Genomic DNA, 25,991 nt, shown 5'->3' with positions numbered 1-25,991 from the left:
CTATTGATTACGAGAACGGTGCTGTCGCCTGAGTTGTAATTGTCCGTTTTTTAAAGCTTTAATATCACTCTGAATTTGGTTGCGAAGATTATTTTTCTCGGATGTATCTTGTTTAAGCAAATTCCCGCTTAAGTATTGACTTAAAGTCTGGATAGTTGGGTACTTAAACATATCAAGTATTGACAGTTCCGAACTCAATACTGCTTGCAATTGTTGATTAATTTGTACTAGAAGTAACGAATGACCTCCCAGTTCAAAAAAATTATCGCAAATTCCCACTTTTTCTACTTGTAGCGCCTTTTGCCAAACTTCAGCGATGATTTTTTCCACCTCTGTTTTTGGCATTACATAATTAGCTTCATCTAAAAGAGTTGGCTCTGGTTTCGGAAGAGCGCGACGGTCTACTTTTCCATTGGGGTTTACAGGTAGTGCTTTGAGAAACACAAAAGCAGAAGGCATCATATAATCAGGTAATTTCTGTTTGAGGAAGCTCCGTAACTCGCTAGTACTGGGGGGGTGAAGGGGAACAATATAGGCGATCAGACGCTTCAAATTGGGATTGTCTGCTTCTGCAATCACCACAGTTGAGCGGACTTCTGGGTGTGTCTCTAGTACAGCTTCGATTTCCCCAGGTTCGATGCGAAAGCCGCGAATCTTAACTTGATTGTCGCGGCGACCAAGATATTCAATATTGCCATCGGGTAAGTAACGACCGAGATCGCCCGTGGCGTAAATCCGTTCTCGAACAGAGCTTTCTCGCGGACTAACAAATGGATTGGTGACAAATTTACGCTCAGTAAGTTCTGGGTTATTGAGATAGCCTTGCGCTAGACATTCACCACCAATAAAAATTTCTCCAGCGATGCCGATGGGCATTAGATTGTAGTGTTCGTCCAAGATGTAGATTGCGACACCAGGAATGGGACATCCAATCGGAGGCAAGACTGGCCAAGAGTTGACATCCTGCTCCAGAGTGAATGATGTGATGACATGAGTTTCCGATGGGCCATATTGATTTTGTAAAATGCATCTAGGCGCATCTCGAAACATCTGGGAAATTGCTGAGGTGATTCTGAGAGCTTCGCCAGCGATAATCACTTCCCGCAAGGTATGCAAAGAACGTTTTGAGATCCGAAGTTGTTCGGCAAGACTGCTCAGAGCAACATAGGGAAGATACAAACGCTGAATCTGCCGATCTTCTATTAACTTAGCTAATCCAGCCGGGTTGGTACGCACGTTCTCGTCAATCAGTACCAGGCTACCTCCACCGCCCAGAGTGGAGAATATCTCCTGAAATGAGACATCAAAATTCAGTGAGGCGAATTGCAGGGTTCGAGGTGTTTGACATTCTCCGGCTTGAGAAATCTGCCACTGGATCAAATTCATCACGGCTCCATGTCCCATAGCTACCCCTTTGGGTTGTCCGGTAGAACCCGATGTATAAATGACATAAACCAAGGAGTTCGCAGGTAGTAGGGGAGACGGCGAAATTTCCTGTGGTACTTCGCCCTGCTCTACGGACAAAATCGGCAGTTCTTGTTTCTTTGACTCGAACAGATTTATCAGTCGATCGCGGAGCTTTTCCTCAGTCAGGATAACGATCGGCTCTGCATCTTCGATGACAAAAGTCAGACGTTGCTGCGGATAAGCCGGATCGAGCGGCAAGTAGGCAGCCCCCGCCTTCAGAACTGCGAGAATCGCCACTACCTGGGAAATGGAGCGTTCAGTGAATATACCCACAATCATGCCAGGGAAAACACCCATCTCCCGCAGACGGCTAGCTAATCCAGCAGATTGCCGATCTAATTCCAAATATGTCAGCGATCGCTGATTGTGGATAACCGCCACTGCTGACGGTGTTTTCTGTGCTTGGATCTCAAATAGGTGGTGGACGCATTTCTGTAGGTCATCAGCTTTTTTGCGGACGCGATCGCCAATGCTGCATTTATTCAGCAGGTTTCTTTGTTCTTCGTTACTCAGTAACTCCAAGCTATGAATCGGTTGATTGGGGTTTTGGCAGACCACTTTTACCAGATTGCTAAAATGTTCTGCCAGCCGGACGATAGTGGGTTGCTGAAAAAGGTCGGTATTATACGCCATATTCACCAAGATTTCGTTGCATTGCTCAACGATTTCCAGGCGGAGTTCGATTTCCCCTGCTGGACTAGGCCCTGCTACTACCGAAACGCCCTCCATTTGATCTTGCAATGTCTGTTCTACCTCTGGTCTCCAGAAACTTTGCATCGCAAAGGAGGTTTGGAACACCGGGGAATGCGCTAGATCGCGAGAAATGCAAAGTTCGGAAACCTGTTTGGGAAACGGAAAGTGCCCACGATCCAGTCCATCGGCTACTGTGACTTTGAGGCGCTGCAACAACTCAGCAAATGGCTCCTTGACGTTAATTTGCGTTCTAATCGGAACCATATTAATAAAGTAGCCCACAGTGTTGGCAAATCGATCTTCAGGTCTTCCTGCACTTGCAACGCCAACAATGATGTCGCTTTGAAGGGTATATCGAGCCAGCAATGCCTGATAGATTCCGAGCAATAACACGAACAAGCTGACATTCTGATTCTTGGCCAAAGCTCGAAGCTGGTGGGTTGTATTTGATTCCAACTTACTGGAGATTGTCGTACCTGCATAGGTTTGGCTGGGGGGATGCTCCCGGTCGAATGGCAACGCCAGCAGTGGCAGAGTACCGCTCAGTTGCTTCTGCCAATAGGATAGACTGGCTTTGCCGCGTTCGCTACAGATTAATGCCTGTTCCCAAGCAACGAAATCTGCATAGTCGGCGCTCTCTGGCGAAGCAATTGCAGGTTCGCTTCCTTTTGAGAACGCGGCGTAGGCGTGCAGGAAGTCGTGCAACAGAATGGGCAAAGACGATCCGTCAACTACCAGATGATGAATCACAATTAGTAACTTGTGGCGGTTCTGCGACTGGTGAAAGAGATGAAGGCGAACAAGTGGATCGCTTTCGAGATCGAAAACTCGATCGGCGGCGGATCTTAACCTATCTTGTAACACTGCATCCGTTGCGAAATCGCGATCGCTATCCTCGAAGAAAAACTCCGTCTGCGAACGAATGGTTTGGATGGGATTTCCTTTGTCGTCAGTGTGGAATTGCGATCGCAGTATCGGGTGACGCTCCATTAGGAAGGATGCTGCTTGTTTGATGGCATTAACATTAACGAGCCGATCGAATTGTAGCGTTACAGGGACGTTGTAAGCCGACATCTTCGGAACCAACTGGTGCAACAGCCACAATCCGCGTTGTCCTTCAGACAGGGGAAAAGTCGATACACGCACCTTGCTGGTTGTTTGTGGCTCGGAAACTGACTCTATTTCACTTGTCACATTCAGAGCGATCGCTGCCCGTTTTTGCTCAATTAGTCGGCACAAAGCTTCTACGGTTCCATAGTCTGCTAGTTCACGATGCCCGATCTCGACGTGGAGACGTTTTTGTAGCCGCCGTGCAATTTCCATACTACGAATCGAATCAACGCCTAGTTGCCAGAGGGATAGGTGCGGTCTAATTTCACTTTCGGTGAGGTCAATGGATTCAGCCACAATTGCGGTGACAATTTCCTGTACGCTCTGACTTGCGTCGTTTGGGTTGGAATTGTGAGGTGCGATCGCCCCGTTAAACTTCGGTTCATCTGAATTAGTACTGCTGGCAGCTTCCCAGAAACACCGTTTCTCAAATGGATAAGTGGGCAAAGCAATCCTCTGAACCTGTTTGTGTTCCCAAAGCGACACCCAAGGAATCTTGCCACCCTGAACCCAGAACTGGGCAAGTTTTTCGTAGTTCCGTTGTTCAAGGAATAGCTGTAACACCATCGCGTCAGCACCACCAGCCAGTAGCGTTTGCCATGAGTTGTCGGTTTCGGTAATATTTCCGAAATAAGTGGAAATATTGCTTGACAAATTGCCTTGGATATGAATCAGATGAGTCAGCCCACTCCTTAACTCATCAATGCTGTTGACGACCAGCGCCACTCTCGATGCCATCGCCTCGCGTCCTACCTGGAGCGTGAAGGCAAGATCCGCCAAGGAAACGTCTTGATTGCGATCGAGAAACTCGCTCAATTGAGATATTTGAGCTTGCCGACAATCGTCGTTCTTGGCAGATAAAATGATGATTTGGGGCGAATCCTGGGCAAGTTTCAGAGTCTCTTCACTTGGCTCTCGCCGATATTCTTCAACAATCAAATGAGCATTGACACCACCAGATCCGAGTGCAGTAATGCCCGCTCGTCTAGGCAAACAGATGCCATCAATCGTCAACGGCGACCAAGGCTCAAGTTCTGTCTGCAACTGAAACGGAAGTGAGGCAAAATCGATATCTGGATTAAGCGGTCTGACCACTTTTGTTGGACAAAGTTTTCTGTGTTTTAGCTGTAGCACGACCTTCATAAACTGCGCCATTGCCGAAACGGATTCGCCATGTCCGATGGTCGATTTCAGCGATCCCAGTCGGTAACATTGCCAACGCTCCTCAGCGCGATCGCCAAACACTTTTTTCAGGGCATTCAACTCCAGGGAGTCTGCAATTTCCAATCCCATTGCTGCTGATTCGATGTAACCCACTGACCTGGGATCGATGCCACCGCGATCGAGCGCCTGACTAATAACCTCAGCTTGGCGAAGCGGATTTGGGGTACCGTAAGCGTTGGCTCGACCGCTATGATTGACGGCACTGCTGCGAATAACCGCAACAATAGAATCGTTGTCCCGACGTGCATCCTTAAGACGCTTCAGGACAACAGCTCCTACACCTTCTCCAGGTACAAAGCCAGTTCCGCCTTCGCCGAAGACTCTTGGCATCTTCGATTCAGCCAGCAAGCCGACCTCGCAGAGATACTTATAATTCCTCGGATCGAGATACAGATTGACCGCGCCCACGATCGCCATTTGCAGGTCGCCGCGACGCAGTGCTTCACAGCCCTGGTGCAGCGCTACAAGGGCTGAGGAACACATTGTATCGACAGCTACGCTTGCCCCTCGGAGATCCATCGCATGGGAGACGCGATTGACCATCGCGGCAAAAGAAGTGTTGAATCCCACCTTGGTGACGGCACCATATACCCCAATGCGATCGCGCACCGCATCGTCGAGTCCTGACGGCGAATATCCCGCATCTTCAAATGCACGCCAGCATTCCTGCAAAAATACCCTTGCCTGGGGATCGATTTGAGCCGCTTCTCGTGGCGATATATTAAAAAATAGCGGGTCAAAAGTGTCAAAGTCTTCTAAAAATGCGCCCCATTTGCAGTAACTTTTTCCTTGTTCCCGTGCCATCTTTGGATCGGCTTCAAAGAAGCCATCCATGTTCCATCGGTTGTTTGGCAAGTCAGTGATGCAATCTCTTCCCGATTGCAGGTTTTCCCAAAATTCTGTCAGGGTATTAGCCTGGGGAAATCTACCGCTCATCCCAATTACGGCGATCGCATCTTCCATTGGGTCACGCGACTGATCTAAGGCGATCGTCTTGGCTGCAAAATCTGTAGACGGCTGCTTATTTGCAGTGCTTTCTTGGATGGCTGCTTTCGGCTCAGGATGGTCTGCCAATTTTACCAGCTTCGCAAAGTTTGTCCATTGAGTTTCGGCGAAATGGTTCACTAAGGCATCAATCGTTGATGCTTCAAAAAGCAATCCCGCCTTCACACCTTCAAAGTGTTTGTTGAGCGCATTGGTCAACTGGGCGATGATTATGGAATCAACACCATAAACGGCGAGGGGTTCTGATGAATCGATTCGGTTTCCATCCATCATCAGAACCTCACCGATCAGTTGTTTGAAGTAAGTCGTCCCCTTTTCCTTCAACGAAGAGGCAGGGGGAAGGGGGCAGGGAGCGGGGGGAAATGATTCCTGACTCCTGCCGTGGAGCAGAGCGGAACATGGGTCTGAGTCCCCCACTTCTTTTAAGTGGCTTTCGTTCAGGTGGGGTCGAATCTCCATCTGAACTATCCCCCTTGCTCCCTGCTCCCTGCCCCCCTGCCTCTTGCTCAATTCCTTCAGTGCAGATGAAGCACCTTCCTTGTCGTTCGGCTGCCTACAGTTAAGTGCTTGCTGTTGTGGGTCAGGTAGGGAAGAGATCGATTCTGACTGGCGAACAACACCATTGCTCTCAGCGACAATCACCTGTTGTCCCAACGAATCAGCCGAAGGCGCCGGGTAAGCGATCGCTTGGAAACCCTCTTGCTGGAGGACTCGTTTCCAGTCTTCTGCTAGCAGGAACGGCGATCCAGGTACTCGTGCATCTTCAGCTAACCACCATCCTGCCAACAAACCGAAAGTGAGATGGGAAATTAATGAAGTTTGGGTAATTTCATTGAGGAAAATCACACCTCGTCCGCGCAAGGCGGCTTTAGCGTTACGTAGAGAGCGGCGAATATTGGCTGTTGCATGGATACAGTTGGTGGCAATAACTATATCAAAAGAATCGATTGGAATGCCCTGCTTCGATAGAGGCTGGTCAACGTCAAATAATTGTGTCCGCAAAAACGGATACTTGGGTGCGAAGTGTCTTTCTGCGCGAACCAGAAATGCTGGGGAAATGTCTGTATAAAGATATTCACCAACCAGATTGCCAAAATGTTCGAGATGGTGTAATAAAGTTGCTGTTGTTGCTCCTGTACCAGCGCCAATTTCCAGAATTCTTATAGGTGTCAACTCATCGACCCGGCATCGTTCCTGTAGATAGTTAACTACAGTTTGGGCAAGCAGTTCGTTAAAATGCGTGGCGATCGCATTCTTTTCGTAGATTCCTTCTACCAGTGACATGGAACCATTGGGGAACATGATATCTGTTGCTCGCTTTTCTGCCTTCAGAATCGCTGGAAGTTCGCGCATACAAACATCCACCAACCTGACAATTGCCTGGATGTGAGGCATACTGTCCCAATGGATTTTATTGCGATTCCATTCGTCCCAGATATCACCGAGATTTTCTTGTACACTATCGGGGATAACTGCGATCGCCAGCCGACGACTCTCTTGCAGCCAGAGTTGATAGAATTCTGGAAGAGCGGGTGACAGAGTGGCACGTGGATGCAACAAGTCGAGGCTTGTCAGCGTGCCATGCAGCAATCTCAGCAGCAAAGTTTCTATTGCTGCAATCGGTTCTAGATATTGCTTTGCTATGGCTGCAACGCGATGGTCATGCCAAGGAACTTGCCTGAGTGCCGACTCAATACAAGACGGATTGACCGAGGGATAAACATCAAGCCACTCGTCGTCTTTGACCAAATCGAGCCTGTCTAAACTAGTGGTTTTCAAGAGAGCAAGTTGAGGCAGAGGGTTCACTAGAAAGGCTGACAGCGCATCTAAACCCTGTTGCGATGCGATCGGCTCAATCCCGCACTGTTTCATGCGGATTTTCGTGGCGTCAGGGATGGTGTTACCAGTGCCGACGTTCCAGTATCCCCAATTTATAACCTTTACAGGGAATGGGAGGCAACGGTTCAACTCGATTGCGAAAGAGTCCTTGAACGCGCAGCCTGCGGCATAACCGCTCATACCCCCACCGCGAGTTAAAGAAATAATAGAGGAAAAAAACAGCATGAAATCTAATGGCTCGTGTTTAAACACGGTTGCCATATTCACACTAACATCGATCTTGGATGACAAAATCGAGCGGAATCGGTTCTCGTCCATTTCACTGAGGCTTTGGTCGAATTGCCCAACAGCCGAATGAATGACACCATGTATCTGGGAGTACCGAGACTTGATGGACTTGTACGCTTCAGTCAGTGATTCTCGATCGGATGCGTCAGCCTGTAAATATTCCGGGGCGTGACCAATTTGTTTTAACGTGTCAAATTTTTGACGAATTTCATCGTCAATTTGCCGACGACCGATCCAGATGACTCTGGCATCGTAATTTTCAATAACGAAGCGTGACCAAGCGCTGCCTATGCCGCCTGCCCCGCCAATAACGACGTAGACACCACGGTTTTTATAAGCAGAATGAAACTCATCAGCTTGAGGGGTCGGAACGTTCCGCATTGGGATCGGAGTCTGTTGATACCATTCCCCGTCTCGCCAAGCGAAAACCTGGCCTGCGCTATCGTCGGGAAAATGTTCTAGATCGACAGATGAAAGCGATCGCCCTTTTTGCAGATCCAAAACGCGGACGTTCCAAGAAGGCAGTTCTTTGGCAAGGACACCTGAAAAACCATGCACGGCGGAATGCACCGGGTTTGACGACTCATCTTTATTGATAGCAGCAATCTGCGTCGTCATGAAAGTAAGAGCCAGATTTTTTGTAGCGTAGCCAGCCGAGAGCAGGGACTTGGCAATCCGAAAGACCGAAAGTATCCCGCCCTCTTGTGCAGATAACACTGTACCATCATCTAGCAACGAACAGTTATCTTCGGGAACGACAATGATAATGTGCTGCCAAGACGAATCTGTCTCTAACCTGCCTTTGAGAGACTCAATCCGGTTTTTTGCCATCTTACCAAAATAGGATGCGTTAGGAAAGCAAGCTCTCAGATCGTCTTTGAGTTCCGCATCTACACCGATAATCAGCGTTCGCTGTGTGCGATCGCTAAAAGGCAGGTTCGCTTTCAGTAAAGGTATTGCATCCCAGCACGGCACTAAGGCGTACAGCTTCGCCTGCGCCTCATCTTGCGCCAAATCTGACTGCCTTGCCTTCAGATCCTCCTCATCGCCATCAAGCGGGCAAATCCAATAACTTTCGCGGGCAAAAGCATAAGTAGGCAGACTAATTCGCTGGGGAAATCCCTTGGCGTAAAGTTTGCCCCAATCAACAGTCAGACCCTTAGTCCAGCCATCAACTAAAGCGGCGTATTCACAGTTATTCATCCAACCTGCGATCGCTTCAGACACATCCCTGTTTGCCAAAAGACTAGCCAGATATTCCTTGCCAGATTTGCTGTCTCCGTAGAACAATCCCGATTTGGTATCTGAATCCTTCCAAGCCATTTGCAGCTTATTTCTCAGTTCGGCCATCGACTCAACCACAAAGCCGAGACGTGTTTGCATCGCTTCTCGCCCAACTTGCAGCGTGTAGGACAGGTTGGCCAGGAAGTTTTCTTCGTCCTGGAGATTTTTAGAGCAATTCTCTTCTAAGAATGCTACCAAGTTGGCGACCTGACCCTTGAGACACTCGTTGTTCTTTGCAGAAAGAACGATTGGGAATGGGCCGGAAAACTCGCATCCACTATCAGTATAACTACGATACTCTTCAATAACGGCGTGTGCAAAAGCACCGGAAAAACCAAAGGAACTGACACCCGCCCGTCTAACGCCTTCGCTTTCCCAATCAGTCAGTTCGCGATTGATATAAAGCGGTGAGCCTTCCAACTTCAGGTAAGGGTTGAGCTGCTTGAGATTGGCGAGAGGGGGAATCTGGCGATGTTTAATCTGTAGTATTACTTTAATCAGCCCGGTGATGCCAGCAGCACCCTCTGCATGACCGATATTTGCTTTCACCGAGCCGATGGCGCAAAATCCGGTCTTACTAGTATACCGAGCAAATGCGTTCTTGAGACTGTTGGTTTCAATCGGATCGCCGAGCTTGGTTCCAGTGCCGTGAGCTTCTATATAGGTTAGCGTTTCGGGATCGATCCCAGCATCTTCCCATGCTTTGACGATCGCGTTTTCCTCACCCGCGACGCTAGGCGCAGACAGAGACGGTGTGTAGCCTCCGTGTGTAAAGGCAGTTCCCTTAATGACTGCGTGGATGCGATCGCCATCTTTCTCTGCCTGCTCCAGGGGTTTGAGCAGTATACTAGCAATACATTCGGCTGGCACATAACCGTCGGCGGCAGCATCAAATGTATGACAATGCCCGGTTGGAGATAAGGCTCCCAGTTTGGAAAAATAGCGGTAGTGCAGCGACGAGAGTAGCAGGTTAGCACCACCCACAAACGCCATTTCGCATTCCTTGTTTCGCAGTGCTTGACAGGCGTAATGTAGCGCCACCAAAGACGAAGAGCAGGCTGTATTAATCACCATACTCGGCCCCTTGAAATCGAACCAGAAGGAAATCCGGTTGGCGCTGATGCCGCTTCGTCCCGTCCCAGTATAGATATCAAGCGGCAAGCCCAACTCGACAATTTTCTCTGCGTAATCATCAAAACAGATGCCAGCGAAGACCCCCGTGTTACTACCACGCAACTGATTAACCACCCCGGCATCTTCTGCTGCTGCATACATACTTTGCATTAGCAAGCGGTTCTGCGGATCCATCCACATCGCTTCTCGCGGGGAAATATTGAAAAAGGCGGCATCGAATTTGTCTGCATCTTTGATGAAGCTGCCCCATTTGCAGTAGGTTTTGTCTTCGGAACCAGGATTTGGGTCAAACCAGGGACGATAATCCCAGCGATCGCGAGGCACTTCCCGAATTACATCTCTGCCGTCACGGATCAACTGCCAAAACCGATCGAGATCCTCGCATTCGGCGTAAGTGCTGTGCATACCGATAACTGCAATGTCGCCGTGCAGGTTTGCTGACACCTTTTCGTGGTGTTGCGATCTCGATCTATCCAACTTTTCTGGAATAGTTCTGTGCTGGGTTCTCCTTTCACCAAGCAGTTGTAGAAAAGCAGCAGGATGTGAGTCTACGAAAAAATTCACTACCTCCATGAGGCTGGGGTATTCAAAGAACAATGTGGCATTTAGTTCCAGGTCGGTATCCTGTTCGATGCTGGCTGCGATCGCCACCAATTCGGTCGATCCCAAACCTAGCTGCATCAAATTGGTATTCACCTCCGTTTCACCGATCGATATCTGCGCTGTGATGTTGATTTTGTCGATGAGATAACGCAGCACATCGTTAGCCAAACTCGTCTCAAGGATCGATGCGTCAATTGAATCTGATTTCGGTGAAGCCTGTTCAGGTTCTTTTCGGTCATGGAGAAGCTTTAACGAACAACCCCGCAAGCGGGCAACCACTAATGAGTTATCAGAAATAATATCTGCATCAAACAGAATCAGTTCGCCAGAATTCTTGACTAACCGAGTATGTACCCAGCAACGATCGAGCGATCGCCCTTTTTCAACTTTGACACAATAGATTTCTTTAATGCCAAACGGCAAGTAGTTAGAATCGTTACCAATTGCATCTGCAAGCAGGGGTGCTGCGGCCAGGAAAGCGCTGTTGATCGCCAGAGGATGTAAAGCATAAGTATGGGACTCTTGACGGCTCTGTTCGGTCAAACAAACTCTGGCAACTATACCATCACTGGTGCGGAATAATCTTTCAATCGTCCTGAAACTAGACCCCAAGCGAATTGCGGGAACAGTGTGGTAGATTGATTCCAAATTGCCAATTGGAGTGCAAGACTCCAGTAGGCGTTCTACGTCCAAGTATTCCTCTTTGTACAGATCCGGCTGCAAGTGTCCTGTCGCCGCAGTTTGAGTCAATTGTTTCGAGGTAGTGCGGCGGTATCTAGCCTCGAAATTCAATCCGGTTGGGATTTTTGAGGTGTGGATTTCAACGGTAACTGCTTCCCCTCGGTCAACAATTATCGGCTGAACAAAAGTGAGGCGTTTCAAACAAAGGGCACGCTGATGCGGAAACCGTTGGAAAAAGTCTGTCATCGCTAGACTGGCATGAGTAACTCCTAACAGAACCCGGTCGCCCAACAATGTGTGGTCTTGCAGAAACGGTTCGTCGTAAACATATGTTGCAGTTATCCCACCTGATGTCTGCGATACCGATGGCTCTGCCGTTGCTTGGGTATCCTCCTGGGAATCACGGATGATGTAGGAAAACTCCTTGTCATGCTCAAATGCGTATCCGGGCAACACCACACACGATTTGCGATCGACGCAATTCAGCCGAGCAAAATCGATGTCTGCACCAGCAGCCCAGTAACGCGCTAACCTGAAAAGGTCGCGATCGCCAATAGCGGATTGCAATTGGGCATCTTTTGGTGTCGGTAAGTCTGCGCCGCCAAAAGATGCGTAGATACCCGGATTGCTAACATCGACATTGTGACCTGCTAACTGCTCGACTACATTGAGCGCTTGGTTTGTTGAAGATGCGATCGCGGCTAAACGATACTCAAGGTTGCAATCTCGTAACTGTAGAGCCGAAGCGAGATCCGCTACTGAAATCGCGGGATGTTCTCGCAAATATGTCTGAAGCCGTGTCAAGTAACTCTGTAGTCCTTTCTGGGTTGCGGCAGCAAATACAAGTAAAGTTTCGCGCGGATGAGGTCTAGATGTGGTATTTGAGGATTTATCTTGATATTCCTCCACGATTAGGTTTGCGTAAGAACCGCCTGCGCCAAAAGAGTTAATCAGGCTACGGCGCGGTAGGTCGCTATTGTGAGAATCCGACTGAGGAACCCAGGGCGACAATTGTTCCTGTAGGTAAAACGGTGAATTGTCGAGTTTGATGCGGGGATTTATAGGCGTCGCGTTGATGGTGGGAACGAGGGTTTTTTGCTGGAACTGCAATAGTACCTTGGCGATTTGCGAAATGCCCGATGCGGCTTCCAAGTGGCCCAAGTTAGATTTAACCGAACCGATCGCACAAAAGCCTGTTTTGTTAGTTAGCTTTGCAAAGGCATTCTTCAGCGCAATGATTTCAATCGGATCGCCAAGACTGGAGCCATTCGCCGCCGATTCGACATAGGTAATTGTCTCAATGTCGCACCCACTACGGGCGATAGAATCCAGCACCAGCTGAGTTTGTTGGGCTGGATCGGGAGCCGTGAATGCCTGTCTTCCGCCGCTGTGATTCACAAAGCTGCTTTTGATGATGCCTTTGATCCGGTCGTTGTCCGCAATTGCCAAACTGAGCGGTTTCAGCAGCAACGCTCCTACGCCTTCGCTGGGAATCATGCCGTCGCCGTCACCAAGGCTTCTGCTGTGTTGTCCAGAACCAAGGAAGTTGGATCGCTCCAGGGATAGGAATTTTGAAGGTTCTAAAGTCAAATTGACACCACCAGCCAACGCCATCGAACAACTGCCCTGTCGCAAGCTTTCACAAGCTAAATGGATTGCGGTCAAAGAACTGGAGCAAGCAGTATTCAGCACCAGGCTGGGCCCGGTCAAATCAAAAAAATGCGACACCTGATTGGCAATTTGCCATTCCGTACCGTTGGAACTGAGGACGGCTTCCTTTCTAGAAGGATTAGTCCAGGCATACTGACTGTACATTGAGCCGACAAAAACGCCGATGCCTTTCTTCTCCCTAAGCTGGAACTGTTTTAGGGCTGCCGGTGAATAGCCCGCAGCTTCAAAGGTTTCCCAGGTAATTTCTAGGAACAAACGCACCTCTGGGGGCATAGCGATCGCTCTTTCTTCCGAAACACCGAATAGTTGACGATCGAAATGGTAAACATCGTTGAGGAAACCACCGAAGTGCGATCGCGCCGGAGTCTCGGAATGCTTGCGATCTGACAAATTCGACCGCCGAAACCTGTCCGCCTCGACAATGCAACTACGCCCTGTTCTGAGAACTTCCCACAATTCATCTAAATTTTTAGCACCTGGGTAGCGACCAGCAATGCCAACGATGGCGATGTCGTCCAAGGGGCAGGGGGCAGCGGGCAGGGGGCAGGGGGAAATGACCCCTTCCTCCTGCTGTGAAGCAGAGCGGAACATGTTCTTACGTTCCCCACTTTTTATAAGTGGTTCTCGTATTTTACGGGAAGCTAACGCAACAGGTGGTGTCGAATCCCCATCTTTACTGTCCCCCCTGCTCCCTGCTCCCTGCTCCCTTGCCTCTTTTTCAGTCGGGAAGGACGCGGTTAAGAACTCCTGGTGATGGGCTAATAGATAGTCAACGAGTTCGCGGGTGGTGCTGTATTCAAACAAGATAGTGTTGGGCAGCGATCCAGTCACCTGTTCCAGTTTCTGAATCAGCCCCACCTGGACGATTGAATCCACACCATATTGCTCGAAGGGCGTATCGAGACGAACCTTATTTGCTGGAGTCCGTGTTGCTTCTGATAAGGTCTGGCGAACAAATTCTGTAGTCTGCTCCTGCAATGACACAATACTATTTGTTTGCACATTTGATGAATCATCGGGCTGCGTCTGGGCGACAGATTCCGGCTCGGCATGGGGCTTGTCCAACAAAGGTTGACGAATGACGCCATTACTGATACCAACTACAATCTGATGGCCTAAATCATGGGCAAACTCCACCGGAAACTTGACGGCATCGAAACCTTCTTCTTGCAAAACCTGTTTCCAGGCATGAGAATTCAGGGCTGGGCAACCGGGGATACGCATTTCGGCATCTTCAAAACGCCACCAGCCTTCCAGTAAGCCAAAAGTCAAGTGAGAAAATAGAGAATTCCCACCGATCTCGTTGATAAAGACTTGTCCGCCTGCACGCATCGCGGCCTTGACGTTACGTACAGTCTGACGGATATTTTTAGTTGCGTGGAGGACGTTCGTTGCTACTACAATGTCATAACTTCCAGGCTGAATCGACTGAATGGAAAGAGGCTGCTCGACATTAAAGCGATCTACCTTGAGGAATGGGTAGTCGATGGCGTAATGCTCTTGGGCATGAATGAGGAATGCCTGGGAAATATCGGTATAGCAATATTCGCCGATGCGATCGCTATAAGGCTGAAGTTTTTGCAATAAACCAACAGTGGTTCCACCTGTTCCCGCACCAACTTCCAGAATTCGGATCGGCCCGTTGCCTTTGTCCCAACTGTTAATAGCATCGACAACTGCATCGGCAATCACCTCGTTGAAAAAATCTGCAACCGGATTGCCCCGGTATAGCGGCTCGACCAGGCGCAGCGAAGATTCAGGAAAAATCACGTCCTGGGGAAGTTTTCTGCCGTTGAGGATATCTGGCAATGAGCGCAGACATCTTTCCACAAGATTGATCTCTGCTGTAATGCTGGCGCTTCCTTCCCAGTCCAGCCGCGCTTTTTGCCACGTCGTCCAAAGTTCTTCGACGCTGCTGACATTTTCCTGAGGTAACAAGCCATTTTGTTGAAGCAGACGGATGCTCTCGTCAAGCCACTTATGATAGTAGGTCATAGGGAGCGATCGCCCATTCGGCGAATTGAGAACTCCCATCTCGCTCAAATTGGCAAGCAACAAGTTTTGCAGCAGTGCGTCACGAGCATCCGTGCGATGGGTGCGAATTAATTGCCATTGCTGAGAATAGCGGATTTCCGCCGCAACATTCTCAACTACAGGATGAGCCGTTTGACTGCGGGCAGAACCGACTACGGAAAGCACTTCATCTTCAATTACAAACTCAAGTGCTTGAGGTTTAAGTAGGTTGATAAATGCCAATTGATCGATTTGTCCTTGCAGCAGCCGATCTAGAGCCGCCATTGCCTGCTGTGATTCAATCGAGCCAATGCCGTTTTGCCGCATTCGTTCTCGATAGGTAGCGTCAGCCACAACACCAGCGTTGCCCCAATATCCCCAATTCATCACTTTCACCGACACAGCCCAGTCTTTGCCAAGCTGTTGGGCGTAGGCATCCAGGAAGGTACACCCGGCGGCATAGTTAGCTTGTCCCGGCGACTCACCGAAAGAGATCAGGGAAGAGAAGAAGAGAACGAAGTCCAACGGCTCGTGCTGGAAAACCTGAACTAAGCGAACGCTGGTTTCAGCCTTGGCGAACAGTCCAGTCCGAAAACGGGCAATGGACATCTGCGCCAGACTTTGGTCTTGAAGCTCGATCGCAGTGTGTACCACGCCATTGATACAACTGTAGCTTTGGCGAATCTCGTCGAGAGCTTTTTCTAAAGAGGCTTTGTTTCTGGCGTCCGCCTGAATGTAGAGCGGTTTTGAACCGAATGCAGCTAGTTTCGCCTGTTTTTCGCGGATTCGATCGTCGAGTTCTCGCCGACCGATCCAGATTACTTGCGCTTGATAGTTCTCAATGATGTGTCGGCTCCAGACTTCGCCAACACCGCCAGCACCACCGATCGCTACGTATACTCCCTTTTGCTTGTAAGCAGGAAAATCGTTGCTTTCAAAGGCGATCGGGATCAGCTTGCGGGCAAACCATTGTTTGTCTCGCCTCGCAAGTAACGGGAAATATGCGGTGTCATTGTCAGGAAATAACTCATCGAGAGATGGCAACTCGCCCCCGTCAATGTCCAGTAACCGAACGCGCCAATGTGGATATTCACTCTTGAGCGTTGCAACTAGACCGTGAATGCTTGCCGTAGTTGGATTTGCAGTTTCAAATGGCCGAACTGCAACGCTCTGACTCGTCACCACAGTGAGCGCTAAGGATTTTTTTCCGTAACCGCTCTCAAAGAGCAATTTGAGCAAGCGAAACAACTGAAGAACGCCAGACTCCTGCTCATCGACAACACGATCGTCATCTAAGGCATATTTAATCGATGCTGGAGCCAGCCAAAGTAAGCGGTCTATCAATCCTAGCAATTCGATTTGTTTGGAGAATTCCTCAACAGATTGCGGCTTTGCCGAGTCAACCAGCACTGCGGCGCGGTCGAGTTGGGCAATCTGCTCTTTCCAGGTTTGGTTTGCACCGAAAACTACTGTGAGGCTGTCTTCTGATAGCTCTGCTTGAGGTGCGATCGCCACACGATCCCAAACTGGTTTCAGGGTGACAGAACCCAATCCGGGCGGCATCTCGTTACTTATCAAAGGCTTTGGTTGATGTTGAGTGACTGCTCCATCGGAATCCTGCTGGCGAATTTCGCGGGCGACAAAGCCCTTCATCCGCACTGAAACCTTACCGTCGTCAGTGCATAAATCGATGTCTATTCGTTGAATCGGGCTGTCTTTTTTGGTTTCGGGTGCAAAACGAACCCAAGCCCACATGAGGGCAGCACAGGAATCGTATACTTCTATTTGTTCCAGGGACGATGGCAACGCCAACCGCAGCGACTCTTGGGAATTAGTCAGCAATAAGCCGACGCACGACTGCAACCCAGCATCCAACAGACTGGGGTGTAAGATATATCGAGACTGCTCTTGAGCGACGGCATCAGGAATCACCAACTTTGCCAACACCTGTCGATCTGAAGCTTTGCCTGCGGATAGGAACAGGGTATCGATGGCATGGTGGGCAGGGCCGTAATCCACGCCTAATGTGCGAAAAATCTCATAACATTCTGCTGATGAAAGTTGACGGTCTTGTATTTGTTGCTGTAGTTTGAGCAAGTTGAGAACAGGAGCGGTATTAAAACGCACTGTTGCGTCACCGTGGCAGTGAAGCGAAGTTTTGCCTTTGAATGTGCTGCCGATCTCGAAGCGCATTTGGTTCAGCGCCCCGTCGAACAATTTCAATTCAACGGCTGTTGGCGATTCGTCAACAAAGAGAGCTTGTACCCAAGCAACATTACTCAGTACAATTACTGCCTTGTCGTTATTTCCTGGATACTCTAAATTTGGCAGCGAATGGCTGATGCTTTGCCAGAAAGCGCGGTGAACCATTTCCAGGTATACCACAGCAGGCAATACTTTTCTCCCAGAACCATTGTGCCGGATTTGGTGATCTGCTAGAAAAAACTCATGCCCAGTGAACTCGTAGCTGTAATGTTGCGCCGACACCGAAACATTCTTATGCTGCAACGGATCGATCGCATGGCTTGGTGCAAGTACTGAAAAGCTGACTGACGAAGAATTAGGAGTCGGCCAATAGTACTCTGGTGCAAAAGGGTATGTGGGGGCGCTAATTCGGGACGGCAAGCGATCGCAGTATAATCGACTCCAATCCACCTTCACCCCCTGAATCCATACCTGCGCTAACTTGGCTAAATTCTTTTTTACTAGCCACTGCGCCAATAATCCTTGGATGTCCTCATCACCTGCAAACAGCTTGAGAATCTGATTCTCCGTAGATGGCGAACCAAAATAGCAACCCTCAAAAGGCTGCCAGTGGGTAGCAAATCTGCGGAGTTTAGCGATCGATTCTTCAACGCTGCTGACAATGAAGGCAACCCGGCTCTCCATCGGCTGGCGACCGCATTGCAAGGTATAGGCAAGGTTCATTAACCACTCGGCTTCGCTCGAATCGTTGGATTTGGTAATCCCCTGTTCTAAATAATCAGCTAGCGATCCGACGTATTCTTTGAGACGCTCGTCTTTCCTGGCTGACAGCACAATCAGAACCGGACTATTGAGTTTCTCTGGCGATAACTTGGGACTTGGCAGATATTCTTCCAGAATCGCGTGGGTATTGGTTCCACCAATGCCAAAGGCGCTCAGAGCCGCACGACGGGGCCAGGGTGCTGCCTCCCATTCACGGAGACGATCCACGACAAAAAATGGCGATCGCTCAAAATCAATGGCGGGATTTGGTTGGCTGAAGTTAATTGACGGTGGAATCTTTTTGTGGTATAAGCTCATCGCCACTTTAATGCATCCTGCCAGCCCTGCACCTGTATCCAAGTGCCCAATATTCGGTTTGACTGAACCAATGGCGCAATACTGCCTTTGGTTGGTATGTTTTTGATAGCTGTCGCAAAGCGCCTGAATCTCGATCGGATCGCCTAGCTTGGTGCCAGTGCCGTGGGCTTCGACATAGCCAATCGTCTCTGCCCCAATACCTGTAGAAGTCAGTGCCATATCGATCGCCTGAGACTGACCGCGCACGCTGGGCGCGAAGAACCCAGCTTTGTCTCTGCCATCGTTATTGATACCGATTCCTCGGATTAGGGCATAAATGCGATCGCCATCGGCAATGGCTAGAGGAGCTTTTTTCACTAATAACACCGCTACGCCTTCACCTGCCACCAGTCCATCAGCAGCCGCATCGAAGGTTCGGCAGTGACCGTCACGGGATAAATTCAAACCGGGACGATGCAGATATCCGATCTCGGACTTAGGCAACAAGGTTGATGCGCCGACTAATGCGTAGTCGGACTGACCCAGGCTGAGGCTTTGATAAGCGGCACTAAGTGCTGCCAACGACGAGGAACAGTTCGTATGCACAAATACGCTCGGCCCAATGAAGCCTAGCTGATAAGAAATCGTAGTGGGAATCGTGCCGCTCTGACTCAACATCCAGGCGGTGTATTCGTCCGTTGCTTCGATAATTCCAGCTTTGTCAACCAACGTGTTGTAACCACTGTTGCTAGCGGAGATAAACACGCTGGTACGAGGGATCTCGCTTGACACATATCCCGCATCTTCCACCGCCCGCCAAGCGTGCATCAGCAGCAAACGGAATTGTGGATCCATGAACACGGCGTTGCGTGGCGAGATGTTGAAGAATTCGGGATCGAAGTTGCCCTTACCTTCAATTGTTCGCTGGACTCCCACAAAGTGGGGATTTCGGATCGAGTTTTCTGAAACACCAGCTTGGCGTAGTTCTTCCTCAGAGAAGAATTGCCCGCTTTCCTTGCCAGCACAGATGTTCTGCCAGAATTGATAATGATTTGGGGCGTCGGGGAAGTGACAAGAGATACCAATGATCGCCAGGCTATCTTGCAGCGCTTCGCCTTTGGCGTTGTCGAAGGCTAGCGCAGATCGCTCTTGCTTGTCTTCGTGGGACGCAGATATGGGATTTTGTAACGGAGTTTCTCTAAGAATCTCAGCCTGTTTATCTCCTAAATAGGCGGCAATATCTCGGATTGTTGAATACTTGAACAAGGATGTAACCGAAAACTCTTGATTAAACCTTCGCGCTATCCGATCCGCCAGAATCACAGACAAAACCGAATCGCCGCCAGCAGCAAAGAACCCGTCGTTAATACTAATATCCGTGACATTCAGCACATTCTTCCAAATATCTGCCAGAATCGCCTCGGTTTCAGTCTTGGCAGTCACTTTCTCTGTCTTCCGTTGGATCGCAACCTCTCGGTCAGCGAGGGATTTTCGATCGACTTTGCCGTTGGCAGTTAGAGGTATGCGATCCAGTGAGACAAATGCTGTTGGGATCGCGTAATCGGGCAGACGTTGCTTCAGATGGGCGATGAGATCGAAGTCCTGTAGCAAGTTGTTTTCGTCGCTTTGCTTGGGAACGTAATAGCCGATGAGACTCTGGACTCCCTGGCGTTCCTTTGCCACCACCACGCATTCAACTACTGCGGGATGGCGACTCAGTTCGCGTTCGACTTCTTCCAGTTCGATTCGGAATCCGCGAATCTTCACCTGAAGATCCAACCGACCCAAATGCTGGAGGTTGCCGTTGGGTAACCAGCAGCACAGGTCGCCCGTGCGATACAGCTTGCTGCCGTTATTCGCCTCTAGGGGATGATCGATAAATTTTTGGGCGGTAAGTTCCGGCTGGTTCCAATACCCCCGCGCCAAACCTGCGCCAGCGATGCAAAGTTCACCGGGGACACCTATCGGAGCCAGTTGGTCGTGGGCATCCAGGATATAGACACGGGTATTAGCGATCGGCTTGCCAATGGTGACTGAATCACCGGGTTGGATCTTCGCAAGCATCGACCAGATTGTGGTTTCAGTGGGGCCGTAAAGATTCCAGACTTCGCAGCCGATGGACGCAAACATTGATCGCAGGGAATCGTTAAGCATCTCACCGCCACAGAGAATTTTTAAGTTCTCGTCATTTTTCCATCCTGACTGGAGCAACATAGTCCAAAAGGAGGGTGTAGCTTGCATAATAGTCGGTTTTGCTCGCCGAATTTCCGCCTTAATCGTCTCAACGTCTTTGAGTTGATGGCGATCGCAGATGGTGCAACGCGCACCCTGGATTAGGGGGAGAAACAGTTCCAACGCGGCGATGTCAAAACTGTAGGTTGTAACTGCCAGAAAATCAGCCACGAACTGCTTGCCGATTTGGTCTGCCATACCGCAGAGAAAGTTGGTCAGCGCCCGATGTTCGATTGTGACTCCCTTGGGCTTACCAGTGCTTCCCGATGTATAAATGACATACGCGAGATTTTCCAGACCTGCCAAACATTTTAGAGGCTCGACCGATTCCCCAGCCTGTTCGATTTCCTCCCATTGCCGATCTAGGTTAATGTACTGTGCGTCGATGAAACCAATTCGATTGTTCAGCCACGACTGGGTAACGAGGAATGGCGCACCGCAGTCACGTAACATATACGTCAAACGCTCCTGGGGAAATTGCGGATCTAAAGGCACATAAGCACCGCCAGCCTTCATAATCCCAAGCAAGGCGACGATCGTATCAAGCGATCGCTCGACGCAAACTGCAACCAAGGTTTCCGACTGGACACCTTGTTGCTGCAAGTATTTGGCTAAAGCTGTACTTTTGCGATTCAGTTCTTCATAAGATAGAGTTCGCTCACCGCAAGCCACCGCCACAGCATTCGGAGTTCTCTCGACTTGAGCTTGAAACAGTTGGTGAACGCAATTGCTGGGATATTCCACGGAAGTTGCATTCAAATCCCACTGAATCAACCGTCGTTCCGCGTCGTCCATCATTTCGTACTTGTGTACCAAGGCATTCGGATTGGAAATTGCCACTTGAGTCAGCTGCAAATAATGACCGAGCATCTGTTGAATCGTTGTTGCGTCATATAAGCTCGGATTATATTTAAAACTGACTCGATAACCATTCGCTTCTTCAAACACCTCCAATACCAGCTCGTATTCACCTTCTTGGTGGATGTCGAAGCTAATTTCTAGATCGAAAAGGTCGCCGTAGCAACTGCATAAGTGTTGCAGATCGCTAGGTGCGAGACCGTTCTGGTACTCAAACGCCACTTGAAAAACGGGGGCGGCGATCGCATTGGGGAGAATGCCGATATCTCGGACAACGGTTGTAAAAGGAACGCTGGCGTGGTCAAGACCATCGGACATGGTGTACTTGAGATTTTCCAGAAAAGTTGCGAATGTCTGCTGACTGAAGCCCTTGCTGCGGATCGCGACCATATTGATGAAATAACCAACGACCGAGCGGAATCGTTCTTGCGGTCGTCCCATGCTTGGCATCCCAACGATGATGTCATCCAAGTTGGTATATCTATGTAACAGGATTTTGAATAGAGCCAGAAATATGGTAGAGGGGTTGACTCGTTGCGCTTTGCTAAAACTCTGGATTTGAGCCGCCAGCGACGACTCAATCGATGTCGAAATGACTGCGCCGGAAAACAGTTGTGCTTCTGACCGCGAGCGATCGGTGGGTAGTTCCAGTACTGGAAGGTTGCCGGAAAGTGTCTCTCGCCAATAGGATCGATGTTTTTCCCAAGCGCCAGAGTTCAGCATCCCCCGCTCCCAGAGAACGAAATCCTGATAGGTTGTGGAGATCGGCACAGCAAGAGGCGATTCTCCGTGCAGCAAGCGGCGATAAGCATCAAAAAGTGAATCAACCAATGGCAGGAACGAGCCACCGTCAAACACAATATGATGTACGCAAATCAGAAGGTAGGTTTGCGTTGAAGATTTTTGCAGCAGATCCACCCGAATTAAGGGGCCTTTTTCCAGATTGAAGGGCTGTTTCGACTTTTCTCTGAGTTTAGATAGGACGCTTTGCTCATCAAGGACTGAAACATCTTCGGTATTAATGCCAATCTCAGTCCCCGGAGCCAGCCCTTGTCTGAGAATGCCGTCTTTTTCAGACAGGTGATAGCCGAGAACAGGATGCTGTCTGAGTACTGACTTCAGAGCCTTTGACAAAATCGAAGTGTCGATGGTGTTGCGAATCTTGAGACACAACGGAATATTGTAGGCAGTCATGAGCGGAAAGGACTTCTGTAACGCCCATAATCCTTTTTGACCTTCCGAGAGCGGAAATTCCAACTCTCGGTTCTCCGGTTCACTCACCTGTAGATTGGAGTTCGGGCTGTTCGCCTCCAAGTCGATTCTTTGATTCAGGTGTTTTGACAGCGAGCGGATTGTCGGATGCTGGAGCAAATCTCGACCCAGAACTTCGATGTCGAAGGTTTCCGATAGACTGCGAATCACCCGCATTCCCGCAAGAGAGTCGATGCCGTAATCTTGCAGATGTTTATTCTCATCGATTCGATCTGACGGGAGGTCGAGGAACTCGACTAGAATACAGGTGAGATATCGACGCAGGTTGTCTTCGCTGGATTGCCCTGGATCGATCGCAAAGTCCTGAAATCCCGTCTTAGGAATTGCCGCCAGAGATGGAGGATGCTGTATCCCTTCATCCAGCCAATAGCGCTGTGTCTCAAAATGATAGCCAGGAAGCGGCACCCGGCGGGCGTCGGGATGTTCCGGCCATGAAATTGCACCACCTTGCACCCACGCAGCCGCGATCGCTTGCATTCCGGCAAAACTTGAAGCATCTTGCTCTTGAGTGGAACTCACAGTGCCAATAAAGACATTGGGATTCCCTTTTTTCGTCGAAATACCATCGGGCGCTTCGATATACGATTGCAGTCCAGCCCTCAATTGTTGGCGATCGCGCACGACCATCGCCATTCGATAGTCCATGTGTTCGCGCCCATTGTACAATGTGTGGGCAATGTCCTTTAAATCAGGGACTAAGGAAGTAGCAAGAAACTGGTTGAGTTCCCTTGCGAGGGCTTTTAACGATTTCTCGCTTTTCGCAGAAAGTACGATGAGAAACTCTTGAATGACGGGCAAGGATTGAGTCGGGGAATATTCTTTCTCTGACGGATGATATTCCTGAATTAAAATATGAGCATTGTTGCCGCTCATCCCAAAAGAATGCAGTCCGGCGAGGCGCGGCTTGTCCGTTTTGTTCCAAGGCAATGTCTCGTTAGCCAGAACACAGGGCTGATTGTCTGTGTCCAGCGCCATATCCGCGCCAGAAAAGCCGAGAATCTTGTGAATCCGCTCGGTTTCCAAACTACGGACGATCTTCAGCAGCGCCCCCAAAGCAGATGTCGATTCCATGTGCCCGATTAAAGGCTTGAGCGTACTAATTCGACAAGAATGGAGATCCAAAGTCACACCTCTAGCCTTGGCTAGCGATCGCAACGCCCGATTAAAGGCTTCCCACTCCGCCAAGTCAGAAAGACGATTTCCCATGCCCTGAGCTTCGATATAGCTCACTTCACGCGGGTCAATACCAGCTTCTCCATAGCATCGCTCGATCAAGTCTACATGACTCTCTATGTTCGGAGAAGCACTCGAAGTACCCCCTTGACCATTAAAGTTTACCGCCGTATTCGATATCAGCGCATAAATAAAATCGCGGTCTGCTTCGGCTTGTGTGAGGCGCTTCAACATCACACTGACAACACCTTCAGCCCGCAAATGTCCGTCTGCGTTCTCTTGAAACGACTTCACGGTATTGGTGCGGCTCAATTGTTTGGTGCGCGACAGTGCCAAGAAAGGCTGCGGGCGCAAGAGCAAGTTGGCAGCACTGACAATAGCATGGCTGATTTCACCGGATCGCAGTGCCGATACAGCTCGATGCAGAGCGACTGCCGCACCAGCGCACTGTGCATCTACGATCTCGCTGGGGCCTCGAAAATCAAAAAAGTACGCGATTCGATTAGCCAGCAGCGATGCCTGCCCGTACCCTTCACCCGGATCGAGTCCGCGTTCATTCAATATCTGGAGATAATCATCGTCCTGATGAGCAACAAAGACTCCGGTGCGGGATTTCTTCAGCGTTGCGGGGGCGTATCCGGCATCACATAAAGTTTGATACACCGACATCAGCAGCAAGCGCTGCCTTGGGTCTATTTGCTTCGCATCGAAGGAAAGAATCTTAAAGAAATGCGCGTCAAAGCCAGCAACATCTGGAATAAAGCCGCCCCATTTACACCGCGTCTTTCCAGGATCTTTGCCTGCCGGATCGTAATACTTGCGCCAATCAAAGCGTTCTCCAGGGATTTCTTCAATCAACGAACGGTCTGCGTCTAAAGCTTGCCAGAATTCACGGACGGACATACAACCAGGCAAGTAGCCAGACACTCCCACAATTGCGATCGGCTCAATTTGAAACGAAGGCGGCACAATCAATTCTGGTTGTCTGGAGGGCAGGGACTGCATTGAGTCCCGATAAAATGCCTCTTCGATACACTTAAGTTGCTCTTCCGTATTCATAATTATTTAGTATATGGCAAATAGTGCGAAGTCAATTGTTCCAGGTAGCAGAAGGACTCCTTTACCAAAGAGTAATCCACGCCAAAATCAACCAAGCAGGCGATCTCGTTAACACCGATGGCGATCGCTTCATCAATGACTTTCCTGCCGTCGTCCACGGTGCCGAAAATAGCTGCTGTTTTAACATACCGTTGATATGCGTAATCGAGTATTTTGGCCTTCTCTTTCGCTGAGACACCTTCATTATCATCCAGTGCTTGTACGTGCGCGTCTAGAGAACTTTTGATATACGCCTTAAAGGGTAATTCAACAACCTTATGCACCAAGTCACGGCTTTCGTGAACCAACGTATGTAGCATTAGAGTCACTATGCCTTTCTTGGGATCGTGACCCCCTTCCTCCCGTCCCTGACGATATAATGCGATCTTTTCTCGCATGGCTTGAAAGTTATTTCCGTAGAGCATGGTGAAAACGTTGTAACCTTGACGACCTGCGTACAGAAACCCGTCATCATTCTTTGTGACCAGCAGCCAGACGTTCAGTTCCTTTTGCAGGGGACGTGGATAAACCACAATCGGTATTAGTTCACCGTCCGGGCCGGGAAAGGCGACAGTTTCGCCACGCCAAAGCTTTTGCACCAGAGGAATCCACTCACTACAAATCTTGCGTCGTTCAGCATATTCTGTGGGCGCATAAATAAAATCCGGCTTGTTCCATCCCGACCCAAAACCGAGATCCACTCGTCCATCAGATAATATATCATTCATCGCCCACCACTCGACGATTTCAGCCGGATGGTGCAGAGGCAGGGAAATCCCGGCTGTTCTAAACCGGATGCGGGTCGTCTGCGGAATCAAATAGGATGCCATCACCGCCGAATTGGCGAAAATAGAACCAAATTCGTAGAAGTGTCGCTCAGGTATGTAGATTGCCGTAAACCCTGCGCGATCGCCAAACACCGTGATGTCGCGCACGAATTCATATTTCTGCTTGTCCGTCACATCTTTCCTCACGTCAGAGAAAAACAGCAAGCTGAACGAAATTTGGTTGTTACTTTCCTTTTTACGGTTTGCAGTCGGGGGCTGTAAACCGAGCAGTTCTTCGATGGAAGTAGTCATGCT

The 25,991-nt window shown here is 49.5% G+C and carries 2 protein-coding genes; both read right to left on the bottom strand.

Annotated elements, in window-relative coordinates:
- Nucleotides 1-24,870: an amino acid adenylation domain-containing protein gene (locus tag ACM0OX_RS09205; protein WP_414514616.1), complete on the bottom strand. Its 24,870-nt coding sequence runs from the start codon at nt 24,868-24,870 to the stop codon at nt 1-3.
- Nucleotides 24,871-24,872: 2 nt separating this feature from the next.
- Entirely contained in the window at nt 24,873-25,988 is a 1,116-nt protein-coding gene (locus ACM0OX_RS09200; RefSeq protein WP_414514615.1) for a MupA/Atu3671 family FMN-dependent luciferase-like monooxygenase, read from the bottom strand.
- Nucleotides 25,989-25,991 lie beyond the last annotated feature (3 nt).

Source organism: Nostoc sp. PCC 9305 (assembly GCF_963920915.1).
Lineage (GTDB): Bacteria > Cyanobacteriota > Cyanobacteriia > Cyanobacteriales > Nostocaceae > Nostoc.
Note: the sequence above shows the minus strand (reverse complement) of the source record. Positions and strands in the feature narration are given on the sequence as shown.